Source organism: Lysinibacillus sp. C5.1, from assembly GCF_016350185.1.
Lineage (GTDB): Bacteria > Bacillota > Bacilli > Bacillales_A > Planococcaceae > Lysinibacillus > Lysinibacillus sphaericus.
Window position 1 is genome coordinate 3,784,960 of sequence record NZ_CP066226.1, and the last position, 17,867, is coordinate 3,802,826.

The window sequence follows — 17,867 nt, forward strand, 5'->3', positions numbered from 1 at the left end:
AACATCCTTTACTCAATAAACTCAATTTGTTTATTTGATTTGATAATTTGCTTTAATTTTGCAGACAGCGTTGAAATATATTGATCCACATCTTGCTCCGTCGCAAGTGTTTTCATTGGCACTAATTTCGACACTTTTATAGATTCTTTTTGAACAATCGGTTCTTCTACTGGTGGGACATTTGATTCCCCACCGATTATACGCTGTTGCTCAGCTTTACGTTTTTCTTCTTGTGCTATGTCTTGATTGATGATGCGGCTCATTCTATCCTTCAAGCTTGCACTTTGAGAAATCGTAGCATCCACCTTATAAATGTCTGTAAATACTGTAACATCAGCTAATAGCTTCGTAAAATAAGCTTCCACATTTTGCTTTGTTCCCTCAGATACACCATATTGTCGAGATAATAATGCTACCTCATCATAATCTAGCTGTACTCTTTCCTGTGCAAAGGCAATTTTGTCTGTTAAGACCTTATTAAATGAAATATCAAGAGCATTCGTTAGTTCTGGGATTTCTTTAATTTTCTTATATGGAATCGGATCAGATAATATCGCCTGTAGCTGCTGCATTGGCTGTTCAATTTCTTCACCAAATAGGTAGGATTTATTTTCCTCGTATTTTTTAAATGCCGCTAAGCCTTTATCAAATAACTCTTTTTGATTCGTTTCAAAGAAGCTCTTCACATAAGCAATGTCTTCTTCCCAATCTAGCAGGTTATCCTCTAACTCTTTTAGCTTTTCAAAAAACGATACACTATCTAATTTGGCATCAAACTGCTCGAAATACTCTAGCCCTTTATTTAATAAGCTCATACCTGGATATTTACGCCCTTCATAACGAGCCTTATAGCCTTTAATTTCACTTATTTGCGTTTCCATTAAACCTTGAATGTCTTTTAGTAAGCCATCCTCATCATCTGCTAAGTTCGTAGTATTAAACACGTCCTTACAAATACTTTTAGCAGTTCGAATTAATGCTTCATCTACTTTAGTGCGTTTTACTATAATCGCTTTTTCTGATTCTGACGACTTCACTAATGTTGTAATAATTTTATTTGTATCTTTTGCAGGCTCGATATATTCAGAATTGTAGCGAATGCGAATACGTTGCTCTGTTAATAATTCAGCAATAAGTGCAGCAATATCTAACGGCTTCCACCCATATGGCTTATCCTGATAACGATCATATATTTTCTTTACCGTAATTTGTTTCTTAATTTGATCCTGTAAATCAACAAATTCAAATACTTCACGCTTTGCCTCTTGGTTAGGTTTTGCCACAATGGAATCATCTAATGACAGCTGGCTGTTATCCGTATTTAATAAAGCAACTAAGTCTTTTTCGCTATCTAAATGCTCTTGAATATAGCCTAATTTAATAAAGACGTTATCTACTAGAACTTTAAATGCTATATTGATTTTTTCCTTTACAGAAGAGCCTTTAATTTCTACCTTTTCTCCGTAAATGTAGAACTCTGCATCCTTAATCGCCTCTGTTAATAAATCTCTTACTCTCCGTTTACGGTCTTTCACTTCGACCTGCTTGTTATTTAAAATGTTTTGAATGTTTTCAGGTTGCTGTAACGGATTTTTCTTTTTGCGATAGTCCTCAATTTTTAATGCTTCTTCCATTTCCTCTACGTAAGAATCATTTGCACCAAGCTTAATCAACAGCTCTCCACTTCCAGATGTTAGTAGCATTAGTTCCTGCTGTGATTTTTGATAATGATCCGATAATGGTGAAATAATTTGCACACCAATCGAAGACGTCTGGTTGCCGTAATTTTTTTCATCCATCTTTTGATTAAATGGGAAGGCATAATGCTTCGAATAATTGAAACGTTTTTCATCATAAAGGTCGAGGAATATCGTATTTGCTAACTCACGTTTTAATACATCCTCATCGATATTCACTTGCTTAATTTCATTGTTAATATCTTGCTCATCATCTGTCAAGAACACATAGTAGTCACCATTTTTCTGAATTAATGTTTCAGCAATCAATTTACGAACAGCGGATTTAATCTTCTCTTTTAACTGTAATTTGTCCTCATCAATGTTTGTTACCATCAATGTTGCGATATTATCAATAGTAGCTGGCAGCTCTTTCACGTACTTAATCATGAATAGGACTTTTAATAAATCGACATTAAATTCATCTTCCTTTAAAGCTCGATTTTCTTTTGCCCCTTCAATTACACGTGAAATAGCTGGGTTTAAAAATTCTTTAATCGTGTCGTAAAATGCATAAAACGGAATTAAAGTACCTTCTTCTGCTTCTTTATAATAAAGAGCAGCTTCCTTGAAAGCAGAAAGCATCGAACGCTCACCTTCAGATAAATGCTTACCTGATGAGCCATGCTTACGTACCTGTTCAAATACATTTTGTAGTAATTTAAATTGATACGGAATAAATGGATACACTTCCGCAAATTCTTGTTCATGATCATAGCCCCTTAAATCTGCTGTGCTTTCACGGAAGCTAATTAGATTTTTTAATATCGCACTTTTCTCTGGATAAATTGCATTTAATTTATCTGTTACATGCGGATGCTTTTCTAAAATACGCTTTTTAATAACTTCATCAACTGAAATTGAAGATAAAGACAAGCGAGTATCAAAACGTCCTTGAATACGTGAGAAGTCATCACCTTTTACTTTAATAATCGAATCGATGCTTTCCTGAGAAGTAACCATTACCCATACTTTACCTTCGGCGTAAGTACCTAAATCTTCTGTTAACGTTTGTAAATTAAGCATTAAATTACGGTTATCACCGATATACTGTCCAATCTCATCAACTAAAAATACTAAATGGAAATTTGGCCCCTTTGAATCTATGTATTCCTTTACGTCTTTCGCGAACGTTTGAATATCCATTTCAAAGTCATCTACTTTTTCTTCAATCCACTTGCGTGCAGAAGCCTCTGACAGATTAATAACTTTTCCTAAAGCTTCAATGACAAAGTCTTGATCAAAATAGAATGTACTACGGCGTTCTTCCCAGCTTTCGCCTACAAGCGATTGGAACTCCTGCTTAAATGCTTCAAATTTGCCTTGCTTATCAAGGTATTTCTCCATTTCAGCAACACCTGGAATATCTCCGTAATAGCCACGGTGCTCATAAAATACTTTCATAAACACACGTAAAATGGCATCTTCTTTTGATTTGTTATCTAAAGAACTTTTTGAATCAATATTAAATAAAACAACTTCTGTTTCAATATCTGCTGCTTTTTTCATATTGGCATATACTAATGGATCTTTAATCTTATCTTCAAATAGATTTACAGGGTATTCATTTTCTACCATACGGTTTTCTAATAGGTACGCTAAAATCTTTAAGAAATGCGATTTACCTGAACCAAAAAAACCACTAATCCAAACACCCATCTTGTCTGTTTTTCCAACAATTCCTCGTTGGTAGTTTTCATAAAACTTCGAAAGGTGCTTATTCAATTCCTGCGTCACAACGTATTCATCAAGTTCATTATGAATATCTTTATCACTCGTTTGAGCTACTTTAATAACGCCACGAATATCACGCTCAATACTCTTTAAAAACATGTCCTTTAAAATCATCTAAAAAGCCTCCCTATTCTAATCAATTAATCGAAATGCTCTGTAATAGTTGTCATCCTTAAATTTGCTAAATAGCTGTAATGATTGCCCATCATATTGCCCTGGGAAAAACATAACAACTGGTGTCTTATCTAAAATTTCTTGTAGGTTGTTCAAAATGTTATGAGAACGCACAAAAGGATATACCTTTCCTACACCTGTAAGAAAAATCACATTATGACCGTCTAATTTTTCTTTGATTTTATTGAGGAAGATTTCTGGCTTTGCAAAAGTTGTCATTGCTTTAAACAACGCTTCCTTGCCCTGCCTTTCTTCCATTTGAAAAATCCGCTCATAAATACGCTTTTCTTTCGTTATTTCAAGGAGCGTCTTATATAAGTCCACTTCTAATATTTGGCGTGTTGAGCCATCATAGTCGAATTCTTTTTTGATGTGCTGTATATAATCTCTCATTTCAAGCTCATGAACAGGTTCGTAGTCAAATACATAGAAACTAATTTCATTACCTAGACCTCTACCTTCAATAAACTTATCTTCTTTTAGCTTTGGAATAATTTTGTCCAGTCGCTCATTAAAATTAACCATAATAGCCTCCTGCTTCCCCCATCGCTTGTAAATACTTAGTATCACCAAGATGATTCAGATGAATTTTTATACGCTCATCGATATACAAACGGTTTAACTCATTGGATTTTAAATCTTTCAGTAGACCTGCATTTAACAAGATTTTTTTGAATACCTGTTTAAGTTTTGCTACTGTTGTATCAGACCAGCCAGCCATAAATTCACTTTGCTCCATCTTTGCCGCAAAAAATACATTCACATCAACCTTATCAAGGTAATAATCATTGTTGTTTAACTTTTCAGCTACAACTTCCCGCATGAATTCATAGAAAAGAAGATCAAATTTCATGATGGCATAAAGGTTGATCACTTTCCCCACCTCATACGGTTCATCAATCAATAATTGCATTAGTAATTCGTCTAGTAAGTCCACTCGCTTTAAAATATACGGCATTGCTCTTTTAACACTTGATAGCTTTTCAAATTGAAAAATGTTTTCTTCTAATATTTTATATCGAATTTCTTTATCCGAATAACCTTGTTGCTTTAATTTTGCTACTTGCTTCACCTCGTAAAGCATAAATCCAGCACCGGTTAAGACAGAAGAATATCCTATATCCATTGTCATTGATTCCTCGCTCTCTTACAAGACTATTTCACTAATTAATTCCTACAATTTTCTTAAACAATGAAAGTCTTCTTTTTCCACATTGCTGCTGAATGATTTTTGTAAAAACCCCATCCTTCATTAGCTTGTCAGAGTTATTTAAATACATACTATGTACATCTGAAATAAGCTCTTCTTCAGTTATCGCCTCTTGCCAATACGCATCTACTACTTCATTTATAGCCTTTGCTAAATCACGCTGTGTTCGATAAAAACGTTTTACAACCAACTGTAACACCTCAATTACATTATTAGTACAAATCTCATATCTTATTCTTACTTTATTCTCATTAAAGGGTTACTTCAAGGATAAAATCAAATATATTACCATAAATCTTTTAACCTCTCAATTACTATGCTGATTACATACATTGAATCAGCAATCTATGTAGTTACGAAACTAAGCTCATTAACTTCTTCAAAATACAAGTAAGTGTATGGTTTAATCATTTTTGCCGATCCACCTACTTAACATCACTAAATTCGGAAAGCAATCGTTTCTACTTTCCCGTTTTAACTTCAACCATGACAGCAAGTTCAGTAATGCAATATTTCTCCTACGTGTAAGCGATTAGTTAGGGGGATATTGCCGAAGCAATCATGCCCTTCACCCCTTGATACTAAAGGATTTACAATAAAAAAATGAAATATTTTTTTCAACTTTTTTTTCGAAATTTTTTTCAGAATTTAGGCTCTAATTAGGCTAAAAACCTTGGAGGAATCAAATAATAGTTTTTTTAGTCGAATCCTTCCATCGCTAATTAATCCCCTTTGTCCTGGAGGAATGATTCAATAGTTTTTCTAGTAAATTTATTCCAATGATAATTTCCTCTATTCATATAAATGCTGTATATCTTATACCAATTTCATATAAATGCGGCTTGAATAATCAAGAAATCCTATGGCTTTTTTGATATAAGTTGTATATAAGTTATATAACTTTTTTTGCATTATTTTGCTCTGTATTAGCTTTTTCATTGGAAGAATCTAATTGTAGTTTTTTCGGTCATTCTCTTCCTCTTAAATTTTCTTTAAACTTATATAACAGTTATATATAAGTTATATAACTGTTGTATAAATGTTATATAACTTATGTCATTTTTCATATAAATGCGGCACTAATATCCTAGAAGCACCCTATGCCTTTTTCGATATAAGTTATATAAATGTTATGTAACTTATATTGTTTTTGGCATAAGTTATATAATTGTTATATAACTTTTTTTGCATTATTTTGCTCTGTATGAGCTTTTTCATTGGAAGAATCTAATTGTAGTTTTTTCGGTCATTCTCTTCCTATTGAGTTTTCTTTAAACTTATATAACAGTTGTATAAATGTTAAATAAATGTTGTATAACTTATATCATTTTCCATATAAATGCGGCATTAATAATCGAGAAACACCCTATGGCTTTTTCGATATAAGTTGTATAAATATCATATAACTTATATTGTTTCTTGCATAAGTTGTATAATTGTTATATAACTTTTTCGCATTATAAAATCAAAATACTGTCGATTAAAAAGAAAAAAGGGCATTTAGACCTCAAATGTAGCAACTGATCTAAATGCTCTTGTGCACCTATTTGATTGAAATTATTGGCTTGTGATTTTGATTACTTTACGGCAGGAATGCCACAATGGCGTCTGAAATATGACAACTGTATACAACAAATTCCTATATGTGTGCACGCACTTGTTTCCTCCTTCGAACTAGAAGCAGATATTGTCGTACATTCGTGCGTACGTAAGCCTACTTGTTGTCAGATCACTACAAGCGAGCTTTACAGATTACATTCGCTCCAAGCACGCTAATACCATTTCGTTTACTAGCACGTATCATGGAATATCAAAACACTGTTAATTAAAAATAAATTGGTATTTAGACCTCAATAGATGCAATTCTTTTCCTAAGATTTAAGAATTACTTTCATTACTTCAAATGGTTTAGCGTCGACTTTCTTATACTTAATATGACATTTTGTATTTGCTCCAACCCTAAAATACAAAATAAACATCTCTCTGTAATCCTTCTCCTCACATCTAAAATTTCCAATCAAACAACATAGCTACGTAATTCATATGTTTAGAAATAAACAATTTAATTATCTTAATTTTGGTTTTTGTCGTACTTAGAATGCTGATGAATAGCTAATTCTATGTATCCGACACTTTTTTTTGAATATCCATTTCTGCAAGTGTGTAGAGTGTCGTAGCTATACTTCAGCTAGCTTCACATCTTATAACTGACAATCCGATGTGTTCGACACTTTTTTATGAATATGCATTTCTACAAGTGTGTAGTGTGTCGTAGCTATACTTCAGCTAGCTTCACATCTTATAACCGACATTCAGACGTGTTCGACACTTTTTTATGAATATTCATTTCTTCAAGTTTGTAGAGTGTCGTAGCTATACTTCAGCTGGCTTCACATCTTATAACCGACATTCAGATGTGTCCGACACTTTTTTTATGAATATTCATTTCTGCAAGTTTGTAGAGTGTCGTAGTTATACTTCAGCTGGCTTCACATCTTATAACTGACAATCCGATGTGTTCGACACTTTTTTATGAATATTCATTTCTTCAAGTTTGTAGAGTGTCATAGCTATACTTCAGCTGGCTTCACATCTTCCGACAATCGGATGTGTCCGACACTTTTTTTATGAATATTCATTTCTGCAAGTGTATAGCATGGGGTAGCAATTCTTTACTGACTTAATAACACTTACTATCTATTACGGAGGAACAAACAAATGGAACAAACTATTGAAAAATCAATCGAAGAAAAAATTGAAAGCTTAATTACACAAAGCCTTGAAAAAATCCTTGAAAAAAAACTTGGTGAAACAATTGGTCAGCATAATGAGCATGCAGCTAAAGAGTGGATGAACATTCAGGAAACTTGCGACTATATCGGAATTTCCTATAAAAGTTTACAAAAGCTCATCGATCAAGGGCTTAAAGGTATTTCAATTGGTCGCAGCAAGCGATTCTCCAAAACGGAAATCAATCACTTTTTAAAAAATATACAAGCATAAAAAATAATGGAAAACACAAAAGGAGATCATTCTAATGACAACAATGGACAAAGCAGTTAAAGAATATATGAAAAGAGGCGTTCCTCATTATATGGTGAAAATGTATGGGGGTATCGATCCTTATACGAAAAAGCAAATCGATATTACAAAGCGTGGTTTTAAAACAAAAACTGAAGCAAAAACTTTTTATGCCCAAAAACAAGCGGAAATGCTACAACGAAATGATACTGATAATCCAAACCTTACATTAGAGCAATTCTATCATTCTTTCTATGAAGACTTCCTTCTAACTTGTAATCTCGAAAAAAGTACTTTAGGGAAAATTAAAGGTATGTTTAAAAATCACATCCTTCCTTTCTATGGAAATCTAAAGCTTAAAAATATTTCCTATCAAGATACTTTACGGTCATTTGAAGTATGGAAAGATAAATTAAGGAAACCGTCAAAGGTAGCAATCGAACTAAATAAATGCTTACAACAGGCTTTCTATAACGATTACATCCCCAAAAACCCCATTAAACTTAATGGATTGCGGTCATGGGAAAAAAAGCAGGAAAGTAAGGAAAACAATCAACAAATTGAAAAACTGTTTTATACATCAGATGAATTGGATGCATTTATTCAAAAACTGAAAGCAACAGATGATATTTCAAAAATCGCAATTTTTCTCGTGCTTGTAAATTTAGGTTTACGCAAAGGAGAACTTTTTGCACTACAATGGCAAGATATTGATTTTCAAAATAAAAAAATCCTCATTCATCAAGCAATTGGTACGGACGAATCGAATAAGCCTTATATTAAACGTACAAAGAATCTTGGCAAAAGAACGCTTGATATTGATGACGAAACTTTCCAAGCACTATTAAATTGGCAGGAACTTCAAGCAGAGCAATTAAAGTGGCAAAATCTTGAGCATCAAGGCAGCGAGCAGTTTATCTTTCCAAACAATAAAAATACTTTTTATAATAACTGCAAGTTAAATGCCTGGTTAAAAAGATTCCAAATCCAACATGGTTTAAAGCTCGTTTCAGTTCATGGCTTACGTCACAGTTGTGCTTCTCGTATCTATTATCAAACGAATGATGTAAAATTTATTCAACGTTTCTTAGGTCACTCAAAAATAGCAACAACGATAGATACGTATATTCATTGTATTCCTGAATTACACACTCTATCAGATAAGTAAATTAATCATACTGCAAAAGGGATTGTTAGTTGAATCTCAATTCGTGCCAAAGTACATTTGTATTTTGGCATTTTTTCTTTCAAATTTTTTTTACAGGTATTCGCAATAAGTATAAAAATACTCAAAACTAACCCTTTTATTTATATATTAATTATAAAAAAAGCTTGGCAAAAACCTTATTAGATAAGGCTCTACCAGGCTTTTTATATTTTTATTAATTATCTTCACTCAATTGTCTCAATTGTTGCTGGTGGCTTAGAAGTGATGTCATGCAGTACGCTCTCAAATCATTAATACAAGTTCCCCCTACTTTACATTTAATTATTTTTAATAATTTTATATACGGTTGCCCTACCAATACCATACTCCTTTGCAATATCTGTAGCACTTTCTCCTGCTTCAAACAATGCTCGTACATGCTTCTTTACTTTATCATCAATAGCGGGTCTGCCTCCAACACGCCCGCGTTTTCTAGCACTTTCTAATCCAGCTTTTGTCCTTTGCTGAATAATATCCCTTTCAAATTCAGCGAATACAGCTAACATACCAAACATTGCTTTACCTGTTGGAGTAGTAGTATCAAATGCATCATTAATTGAAACAAATTCTACGCCCTTCTCATTTAATTCACCTGTTAATGTAAATAACTCTTTCGTACTTCTAGCTAAACGATCTAATTTAAACACAACAAATAAATCTTCACTAGTTGCAGCTTTTATAGCATGTTCAAGTTCTTGCCTTCCTACTTTACGACTAGAAATCTTTTCTACATACATGATTAGTTCTAATCCTTTTTCTTTAGCATATTTTTCAATTGCTTGCTCCTGCATATCTAAATTTTGATCTTCCGTACTAACACGACAATATCCTATTATTCGTCCCATTTAAGACACCACTTTCTACAAACTTATACGTTTTATATACATTATATAATAGACGAGTTTATAGACAAAAACAACAAAAAAAGGAAGCCTAAACGTTAATTTAAGCTCCATCTTCAAATCGTCTACTAAACGATGGTTTTATAGACGTTTATTTCGTAATTGATATGTGAGCCATATCGCAACCGAAATACTAGATTATTCTGGTAGATAAGATCATCGAGACAGCATGTTTACTGGTAGGCTTTACACGGATTCTTTGCGGGCATAATTCACGTTTAAAAGGCATAGTAAAAATGTTACTTAACATACATTTTACTAGAGATAAATCAACATACTTGAGAACATCAAAATTAATAATTCAAATTAAACCATATAGAGAAAATTCAAAAATCATGCTATAATTTGATGTGAATTGATTATAAATAAGACTGTTTAGTGGTGGTACACCAAGCAATCTTAGCAATAAGCAGAATCGATTCAAAGGCGATTAGCGAGTAAAAAGTAAAAAAATAAACCACTACTCAGCTTTGGGGGCGAGGGCGGTTTATTTTTTTTAGTAATAGCAAATGACAATGCAATTACAGATACGATAAGTGTTGAAAAGCGTATAGCCATCATCATTGCTTCGCCCTTACCAACAGCTTACACCTCGCGATTCTACAATACTAATGTCCGAACGATTTATACACATGTAAAATGAAGAGGGAAAGAGATAGCCAGTATGTAATCATAAAAAAAGCTTACCAATCTTATATGACCAATAAGCATGAGATGAATTCAGATGGATAAGTTTGTTTTTAAAGTTAATTCCCGATTCAACTGAGAGCCATTTAGTCAACGACCTCAAATTGCATCGTTTCAAAATTTAGCTCCATTGGAATGTAATGCGATACGATCATCATTAATGGGAATGCCAGCGTCACTGTATACGCATATACATGTATGAATTGTAGCGGATCAACCTGTGCATATGTTACCATCACCCAATGAGCGAGCACATATGGAACATAGAAAACGATAAAAAAGTAGGCTAAGCATCTAGCGGTTTGTTGCATACTCGAATAAAAACCTGATGCAATATATAATAATATGTCTCTTGTTTCTTCTTTTATAATACAATCACCTCCATAATATCTAATGTTTCCTCTATTATATTATAAAAGTGGTGTACTGCGATATTCTCTAATACACCATCAGACATGTTTTTAATTGTTTAGAAAGTAACTTTATACTATAGCTTAAACAGCAGCATACACCCTTCGTATTTATTCATGTATTAAATCTCCCCTACCCATTTTGTGCAAAAAAAAGAGATGCAAAATATGCATCTACTCTATTTTTCGCCAATCAATGATCTCAATCGTTGCATTTGAAAACTGATTGTACAAGATTAACCAATTGCCAGCGATATTTAGTTGAATCAATATTTCACCGTTAATATTTTCTCGAAATACAAGAACAATAATAGAGAGTTCTTTATTTTCGGAACGCTCTATTACCCCAGCCCTCACCATGTAGTCATTAAAATGGCATTCTACGTATTGTTTTTCATCTAGCTGAGCGTCAAGTAGCGTTCGAATCGTCTGAGCTACATGCTTGTACAGGTTATGTGTATTGAAATCGTCTTGTAATGCTACTGTTAAATCGTGCTTAATTTGCTGTGCTTGCAAAGAATCGCTCCTTTCATAGTGTGTTCGTATCGTCAATCTACATGCTTTGAATCGCGATATTCAATTGGTAGGTAAATAAACTAGATTGTCGAATAAATTAAACGTTCTCCACAGGACAAATACGAAAAGAGGTTTTTTAATCTTTTTATATTACCTGGGGTACAGACAAAAAACGAGAAAATTGTACATATATTTACTACCGACCGACATTAGAAAAAATAAAATACAGAAAATTCATTGGAACAAACGTTCTTTTTTTGATATATTAAAAGTGCTTTATAGGCGATTAGCGAGGAAAATAAATCATTATTCAGCTTTGGGTGCGAGGGCGGTTTACTTTTTTTAGTGAAAGTGACTACGGATGTTCTATCATCTGTAGTTTTTTTGCTTATTTTAAATCGAAGTCATGAGTGCTGCGGTTTTTCTGTGTTTATTTTTTGCATGGATTAATTGCAAAATGTCATCAAATGTCGCTTTGAATTAATTTAAATACACACAAAGAACTTTTTAAGTAATTTCTAATTTTTAAGCTTACTAAATGAGCTATTTTCGTTCAAGCAGAGCAATCGCCTTATCAATTTTCTTAATCGTGTTATCAAATCCAAAATTAGTTACTTTGGTGTGAGGCTGTGTAGATTTTCTCTTTATAGTACGTTTCAAGCCCATGTTTGACCCTCCTGTATAGCTTTTTCATTAAAATTCTCCTTTAAGACAAGGTTGGTTCAATTTTAACATTAAATAACGCTCTGAGATGCTCCGAAAAATCATTTTAAAGAATCATATAATAACACATTTTACTAGGGCTAAATCATACATTATTGAGAGCAACATAATTAATAAATCAATTCAAAGTATATTGAGTAAATTCAAAAATCACGCTATAATTCGGTGTCAAGAGATTATAAATAAGACTGTTTAGTGGTGGTACACCAAACAATCTTAGCAATAAGCAGAATCGATCCAAAGGCGATTCGCGAATAAAAAGTAAAAAAATAAACCACTACTCAACTTTGGGGGGTCACTTCAGGGCGAGGGCGGTTTATTTTTTTGTAAAAGCAAATGACAATGCAATTACAGATACGATAAGTGTTGAAAATCGTATAGCTATCATCATTGCTTCGCCCTTACCCACAACTATACACCTCACGATTCTACAATACTAATGTCCCAACAATGGGTAAAATTTTAATAAAAGGAGTTATTACAATGAACAAAATCGAAGCATTTTGGCAAAATTATTGTGAAATAGAAGGTTTGGAAAACATTCGTTATACGGAAACACTACAATTTGGAGAGAAAGCAAATTTGCTTACAAGTTTAGTAATGAATGAAATAAAAATAGCAACATGCTTAAGCTATCCATTATATGAAATTGAGGGGAATCCACTACCTAAAATGGGCGATTATCAAATTGCATTGAACAATCACAATGAGCCAGTTGCAATTTTAAAATCCTATGCCATCGATATTTATCCGTTTAACAAGGTACCATTAGACTTTGCACTAGCGGAAGGCGAAGGTACATATGAGGAATGGAAGGAAGTACATGTGGCATTCTTTAGCCGCATTTTGCCTCAGTATAACTTGGAGTTTACGGAAGATATGCTGACAGTTTGTACTCGGTTTGAGAAGGTTTATCCAAAATAATTAAAACATGCACCACCTAATCCAGTCCAATCCCGTTCCAAAAGTATCTGGGAACGTTATTTAAATACTATGAAGCACTCAATAATTCCAAACGAATGTGTAGCAAAAATTTTACAACTAACTAACCAGAGTACTTGTTTTTAGTAATCGGATAATGGTAAATTTCAATATCTGAATCAATGAAACCTCTCCGTTTCGCTCCACGTAGTGTGTGATACATATTCTCTCTACCAACAGGGTTGTCCGTATGAATATATATTTTGTTTGCCCGTAACCCTTTTTCACAAATATATTTTACTAAGTCATAACCTGTTGGCAATAGATTACCTTGTAGATCCTCTCCTAAATCATGGTCAAGAGAAAGCATATCTACTTCGTGATTTTCAAGTAAGTGAATTGCTTCTTGAAACGTTCTTGCCACAACAAAACCACTCGGACAATCTCTTAAATCATCCACATAGAGATTTATTTTTTGTGTACCCAAAATAATCCCCCCTTAATGCATCGTTTGTTTCAATTGTGTAGTGTAATAAAATAATTTGCAAATATTCAACCACTAATTACAAATAGCCTTTTTACTATCGTCATTATTTAAACACTAAATGCTCCCAAAACAAAGGTAGTTTATTTATTGGGTAACCATTTTTTATAAGCTATACTAACAATATAGTTAATCGCAGCATTAACTGTATCCCTAGTTTCCCTGTATGGTTCTAGGAGGCATTTTAATGAAAGACCCTATTAAATCGTATACAAAAAAAGATGGCAAGACCTACTACATGTTTAAGCTTTATTTAGGAATAGATAGCCAAACAGGCAAACAAATTCACGTTACTAGACGAGGCTTTCTAACAAAAAAAGAGGCTAGTCTCACTTTAGCTCAATTAAGAGTCGAAGTTAGTAAAGGGGAATATAAGAAGCCTATAACTGAAACATACGAGGATCTATATAATGTTTGGATTCAACACTACGAAAGAACGGTCGAAGAAAGCACCTTTGTCAAAACGCTAGGAATTTTCAAGAATCATATTCTACCTGCATTAGGTCACTACCGAATTGAGAAATTGAGTGTAGCAATCTGCCAAGGCTTTGTTGATGACTGTTCCTTGAAACTAAAAAGATTTCGAATGGTTAAAACTTACGCTTCTAAAGTAATTGATTTCGCTATTAAGCGTGAGTACATCAGTTCAAATCCATTCAAGCTAGTGGATCTACCTAAAATCAAAGCTTCTGCTGTATTAGATACCGAGGTCAACTACTATTCAAAAGAGCAGCTAATTGATTTTCTTCAATGCTTAAAGCAGTATGGTAACGCTCAAATAACCGCATTTTTCTACCTGCTTGCTTTTTCAGGTATTCGTAAAGGTGAGGCACTTGCATTAACCTGGGCGGATTTAAATTTCGATACAAAGGAACTGCTCATTACAAAAGCTCTTTCAAGAGGTAAAAATAACAAGCTTTATATCAAATCAACGAAAACCGATACGATACGCCAGCTTTTAATTGATGATGAAACATGCAGCATCTTATCTGAATGGAAAAAGATCCAGCAAGTTAAATTTCCAAAAGCGAATGACAAAAGCCAATTAATGTTTACAAACGAACAAAACGGCTTATTGCAACAAACGGTTCCTAGAAAATGGCTCATGAAAATCATCGACAATTACAGCTTGCCCTATACACACGTTCACTCATTTCGTCATGTGCATTGCTCTTTACTTTTTGAAGCAGGTGCAAGTGTCAAAGAAGTACAAGAACGATTAGGTCACACAGATGTGCAAACAACGCTCAACATATATACGCACCTATCAAAGCGTGCAAAAAACGATACAATTAATAAGTTTGTGACGTACTTAAACTCATAAACTTGACCCAAAAGTGACCAGTTTTTTAGCCAGTTTCTGCTGAAAAGCCCAGAAAACTCAGTACAACAAAAATAGAAAAAACCCTTGATATACAAGGGTTTTGACCACTCTAGACAACTCTAGAAAATTCAATTATGGAGACGGCGGGAGTCGAACCCGCGTCCAAAGACTCCAATACTTCAGCTTCTACGCGTGTAGTTTGTCCATTTGCGATTCGCGTAGCATTATGCCGACAAACAGGCGTCCTGTACGCTAACCTGGAAATCTCTTGCCGGTGACTCAGGTGGCACCATCGACCGTATCCCACTAAAGTTGGGCCCTACGTACTCTACATGGGCGATAGAGAGGCAGAGCGCTTACGAGCTTACGCTGCGAAAGCTAAGTTTTGTTGTTTGCCAGTTATTATATAACTTCCGTTGATGACGGAGCCGAGACCTCCGACGCGCGACCAAAGCTTGAACCATCCCTGTCGAATCCGTAACGTCCCCTTGAATATGATGCGAGGCACGTGGCGTCGATCAAACAAAGAGCTAGAATTGCTTCTAGTACGGTTGAAGAGTAGTACTACGCTTCAATACATCTGGCATTAACAATACATATTATAAAACAAACCAAGCTGTACTTCAAGTATAGTGCCTTATTTACAGATTGATAGGTCCCCTTTCAATGCCAAAAAGCATAGCAAATGAAAAACACCTTTTGACAATTATTAATCAAAAGGTGTTTTTAGGTTATCGTATATCCACACGAATTGGATCATCAAAGTAAACATATTGTAATTCTGTTTGACCGTAAAGGATAAACGAATCTAATTGAATACCCTCTTCGAATGTGATTGTTGTATACTGTTTTTCTTTATCTTTTCGAACACGGGCTGTATCCCATGCTGTTTTATTGTTCACTGTAATATGCCAGTCGTTAATCGTCGTTGCCTTTGCGTCTGAGGAAATTTCAAGACGTTGGTTGGGTAAGAGCTTTACTTCATATACTGTATCTTTATAAGTAAAGGAGTAAGGTAATTGGTCCAAAGTTAGCGGATGTCGGACATTCGTCGGCAACTCAAACTTGGCACCAGTAACAGCTATATAGCCGCCTTCTTTTACACTTGGATAGGCACTAATTGTTTCAGTATGAGCGTAGCGATCATTTTGAATATTGACGTTATCTTCAGGCATCGAGCGTTGTAATTTTTGTCCATCAGCGTCAATAACGTCATATATTATTTGTGCATTATAGCCTGCATAAGCTTCTTTTTCAGCTAGCGGTAAATCAGCTGTAAACTTTTCTACTTGTTGCTCTACAAATGTTGCCATGTTCTCCGTAAATTTTGTTTCAAATTTGAAGAGAGAGTTCTGTGGTCCATGTTGTGCACGGATAAAGTTTACGTCAACGCCGTCTTTTTCAAACGCAGAACGTAGTGTGACAGTCTCTGTTTGAGCTAACAATTCCTTGCGATCAATCGGTACTTCAAACGTCCACTGACCATCTACGTCATAAATGTGTTGATAGTTAAAAAGAAGTTTAAATTCATCATGTGTCACATTAAATAAGGGGAACTCAAATTTAATTTCATTCATTGATTGCTCTGCAGCATAACTAGCTATTTCACTTTTTCCGCTTGGTAGTACGAGTGCTACATCTCCCACGGTTGCTTCATTGAAGAAATTTTCATCACCATTGTAGCCAGATGTAGCTAGAGTCACTGTAATGTAAGCGTCTGTGAGCTTAACGTCTTTTACTTTTATCGTAATGGGTGTAGAACTAGTTGTTGGCTCCTGCTGCATAGTCGAGAATACTAGAAATAATAATGCCGCTGTGACGAATGCGACTGCTACAAAAGTTGCTCGCCAGTCTCGCTTTTTTGTAAGTGAAGTCTTTTTCTTTGGTAATTGATTCATCACTTGATTTGTAAATGAATCGTCAACATGTACTGGAGGAAACAGGGAGCTTAGTAGCTGTTCAGTTTCAAGTTGTTCATCCAATAATGCAGAGCAAGTTGCACATGATTGAATATGCTTGTCCATTTGCATCATTTTGTTATCTTCTATTCGTCCATCGATAAAATCGTGCATTTCTTCAGTTGATAAGCAGTTCATTATTAATCTCTCCCTTCAACATAGCGTTTCTTAGCCGTTTCTTTGTTCTATGCAGTCGGTTTCGTACTTCCGATATTGGAATATTAAGTGTCTCAGCGATTTCTTCATAAGAGCAATTACTGGCATACTTTAGGACGAAAACTTGGTGCGTTTTGTGTTCCAATGTTGCAAGCCATTGCTGAAGTAACGCGTTCTGTTCTTTTTTGATTATTAATACTTCTGGTGTTTCTAATGAGGGCGTTTCCTCAAGTGGTGTTGCATCTTCCTTATGCTTTCTTTTAAAATCAATCAGTTGATTAATCGCGATACGAAAAAGCCAAGCCTTAAAAGAGCCACCTTTAAAATGAAGTAAGTTTTCATAGCATTTGATAAATGATTCTTGTGCAATATCTTTCGCCAATTCCTCGTCGTTCGTTTGATATGTTAAATAGCTGACAAGTGGCTGCTTATATGTGTCAACAATGATGCGAAAAGCTTGTTGATCCCCGGCAATGATTTTTTGTATCAGCTGCATATCCATGAGACCCCACCTCCTTACTTTAACAACGTAAAAACTTTTAAAAAATCTCAAGTAAATGGAAAATTTTTTGTTCTTTAGGTGATATTATTTTTGTTCCGCGGGTAAACCATCTTACTTCGCGGGTATTTCTCTTTATTCCGCG

The 17,867-nt window shown here is 34.3% G+C and carries 15 protein-coding genes and 1 other RNA gene; 4 read left to right on the forward strand and 12 right to left on the reverse strand.

Annotated features, from left to right (window positions below; all coding sequences use genetic code 11):
- Positions 1-8: 8 nt before the first annotated feature.
- The 4 genes from brxC to I5435_RS18525 are packed head-to-tail and all read right to left on the reverse strand — an operon-like array spanning position 9 to position 5,053.
- Positions 9-3,584 (reverse strand): BREX system P-loop protein BrxC, encoded by a 3,576-nt coding sequence (gene brxC, locus I5435_RS18510; RefSeq protein ID WP_337982754.1) that lies wholly within the window; start codon positions 3,582-3,584, stop codon positions 9-11.
- A gap of 18 nt (positions 3,585-3,602) precedes the next feature.
- Positions 3,603-4,169 carry a DUF1788 domain-containing protein gene (locus I5435_RS18515; protein WP_016993251.1) on the reverse strand — a complete coding sequence of 189 codons (567 nt, stop codon included), beginning with the start codon at positions 4,167-4,169 and terminating at the stop codon, positions 3,603-3,605.
- Positions 4,162-4,770, reverse strand: a complete 609-nt coding sequence (locus I5435_RS18520; RefSeq protein WP_337982755.1) for a DUF1819 family protein — start codon at positions 4,768-4,770, stop codon at positions 4,162-4,164. The genes I5435_RS18515 and I5435_RS18520 overlap by 8 nt, the downstream gene beginning before the upstream one ends.
- Positions 4,771-4,807: 37 nt before the next feature.
- Entirely contained in the window at positions 4,808-5,053 is a 246-nt protein-coding gene (locus tag I5435_RS18525; protein ID WP_337982756.1) for a TIGR04540 family protein, read from the reverse strand.
- A gap of 2,519 nt (positions 5,054-7,572) precedes the next feature.
- On the opposite strand from I5435_RS18525, the gene I5435_RS18530 reads away from it, so the two are divergent.
- Together I5435_RS18530 and I5435_RS18535 are read left to right on the forward strand one after the other, a co-directional pair.
- Positions 7,573-7,857, forward strand: a complete 285-nt coding sequence (locus I5435_RS18530) for a helix-turn-helix domain-containing protein (protein WP_337982757.1) — start codon at positions 7,573-7,575, stop codon at positions 7,855-7,857.
- A 34-nt stretch (positions 7,858-7,891) separates the two neighbouring features.
- Complete coding sequence (locus I5435_RS18535; protein ID WP_337982758.1) at positions 7,892-9,043, forward strand: tyrosine-type recombinase/integrase; 1,152 nt, start codon at positions 7,892-7,894, stop codon at positions 9,041-9,043.
- 317 nt (positions 9,044-9,360) lie between these two features.
- Here I5435_RS18535 and I5435_RS18540 read toward each other — a convergent pair whose 3' ends face one another.
- The 4 genes from I5435_RS18540 to I5435_RS18555 form a co-directional block, all read right to left on the reverse strand.
- The gene (locus tag I5435_RS18540) at positions 9,361-9,927 is read right to left on the reverse strand and encodes a recombinase family protein (protein ID WP_337982759.1); all 567 of its coding nucleotides are present in this window, start codon (positions 9,925-9,927) and stop codon (positions 9,361-9,363) included.
- Positions 9,928-10,757: 830 nt separating this feature from the next.
- Positions 10,758-10,982, reverse strand: a complete 225-nt coding sequence (locus tag I5435_RS18545; RefSeq protein WP_036221088.1) for a hypothetical protein — start codon at positions 10,980-10,982, stop codon at positions 10,758-10,760.
- 273 nt (positions 10,983-11,255) lie between these two features.
- On the reverse strand, positions 11,256-11,597 hold the full coding sequence (locus tag I5435_RS18550; RefSeq protein WP_337982760.1) for a hypothetical protein: 342 nt from the start codon (positions 11,595-11,597) through the stop codon (positions 11,256-11,258).
- A gap of 543 nt (positions 11,598-12,140) precedes the next feature.
- Positions 12,141-12,263: a hypothetical protein gene (locus tag I5435_RS18555; RefSeq protein WP_263642154.1), complete on the reverse strand. Its 123-nt coding sequence runs from the start codon at positions 12,261-12,263 to the stop codon at positions 12,141-12,143.
- Between the two features lie 540 nt (positions 12,264-12,803).
- Between I5435_RS18555 and I5435_RS18560 the strand changes: the two genes are divergently transcribed.
- Positions 12,804-13,244, forward strand: coding sequence for an ASCH domain-containing protein (locus tag I5435_RS18560; protein ID WP_337982761.1), 441 nt, complete (start codon positions 12,804-12,806; stop codon positions 13,242-13,244).
- 121 nt (positions 13,245-13,365) lie between these two features.
- Here the strand turns inward: I5435_RS18560 and I5435_RS18565 are convergent, their stop codons facing one another.
- Positions 13,366-13,728 carry a cyclic-phosphate processing receiver domain-containing protein gene (locus tag I5435_RS18565; RefSeq protein ID WP_107949309.1) on the reverse strand — a complete coding sequence of 121 codons (363 nt, stop codon included), beginning with the start codon at positions 13,726-13,728 and terminating at the stop codon, positions 13,366-13,368.
- Positions 13,729-13,972: 244 nt separating this feature from the next.
- On the opposite strand from I5435_RS18565, the gene I5435_RS18570 reads away from it, so the two are divergent.
- Entirely contained in the window at positions 13,973-15,109 is a 1,137-nt protein-coding gene (locus tag I5435_RS18570) for a site-specific integrase (protein ID WP_238602034.1), read from the forward strand.
- Positions 15,110-15,241: 132 nt separating this feature from the next.
- Here I5435_RS18570 and ssrA read toward each other — a convergent pair.
- The 3 genes from ssrA to I5435_RS18585 all read right to left on the reverse strand — a co-directional run bounded on the left by ssrA (position 15,242) and on the right by I5435_RS18585 (position 17,725).
- Positions 15,242-15,597, reverse strand: a transfer-messenger RNA (tmRNA) gene (ssrA, locus tag I5435_RS18575).
- Between the two features lie 243 nt (positions 15,598-15,840).
- Positions 15,841-17,205 carry an anti-sigma factor family protein gene (locus tag I5435_RS18580; RefSeq protein ID WP_337982762.1) on the reverse strand — a complete coding sequence of 455 codons (1,365 nt, stop codon included), beginning with the start codon at positions 17,203-17,205 and terminating at the stop codon, positions 15,841-15,843.
- On the reverse strand, positions 17,186-17,725 hold the full coding sequence (locus I5435_RS18585) for an RNA polymerase sigma factor (protein ID WP_024363921.1): 540 nt from the start codon (positions 17,723-17,725) through the stop codon (positions 17,186-17,188). The genes I5435_RS18580 and I5435_RS18585 overlap by 20 nt, the downstream gene beginning before the upstream one ends.
- Between the last annotated feature and the right edge of the window lie 142 nt (positions 17,726-17,867).

Excerpts from the sequence above, each read along its gene's own strand:
- brxC (WP_337982754.1), bottom strand. The coding sequence starts at position 3,584 with ATGATTTTAAAGGACATGTTTTTAAAGAGTATTGAGCGTGATATTCGT.
- I5435_RS18515 (WP_016993251.1), bottom strand. The coding sequence starts at position 4,169 with ATGGTTAATTTTAATGAGCGACTGGACAAAATTATTCCAAAGCTAAAA.
- I5435_RS18520 (WP_337982755.1), bottom strand. The coding sequence starts at position 4,770 with ATGGATATAGGATATTCTTCTGTCTTAACCGGTGCTGGATTTATGCTT.
- I5435_RS18530 (WP_337982757.1), top strand. The coding sequence starts at position 7,573 with ATGGAACAAACTATTGAAAAATCAATCGAAGAAAAAATTGAAAGCTTA.
- I5435_RS18535 (WP_337982758.1), top strand. The coding sequence starts at position 7,892 with ATGACAACAATGGACAAAGCAGTTAAAGAATATATGAAAAGAGGCGTT.
- I5435_RS18540 (WP_337982759.1), bottom strand. The coding sequence starts at position 9,927 with ATGGGACGAATAATAGGATATTGTCGTGTTAGTACGGAAGATCAAAAT.
- I5435_RS18545 (WP_036221088.1), bottom strand. The coding sequence starts at position 10,982 with ATGCAACAAACCGCTAGATGCTTAGCCTACTTTTTTATCGTTTTCTAT.
- I5435_RS18555 (WP_263642154.1), bottom strand. The coding sequence starts at position 12,263 with ATGGGCTTGAAACGTACTATAAAGAGAAAATCTACACAGCCTCACACC.
- I5435_RS18560 (WP_337982761.1), top strand. The coding sequence starts at position 12,804 with ATGAACAAAATCGAAGCATTTTGGCAAAATTATTGTGAAATAGAAGGT.
- I5435_RS18570 (WP_238602034.1), top strand. The coding sequence starts at position 13,973 with ATGAAAGACCCTATTAAATCGTATACAAAAAAAGATGGCAAGACCTAC.
- I5435_RS18580 (WP_337982762.1), bottom strand. The coding sequence starts at position 17,205 with ATGAACTGCTTATCAACTGAAGAAATGCACGATTTTATCGATGGACGA.
- I5435_RS18585 (WP_024363921.1), bottom strand. The coding sequence starts at position 17,725 with ATGGATATGCAGCTGATACAAAAAATCATTGCCGGGGATCAACAAGCT.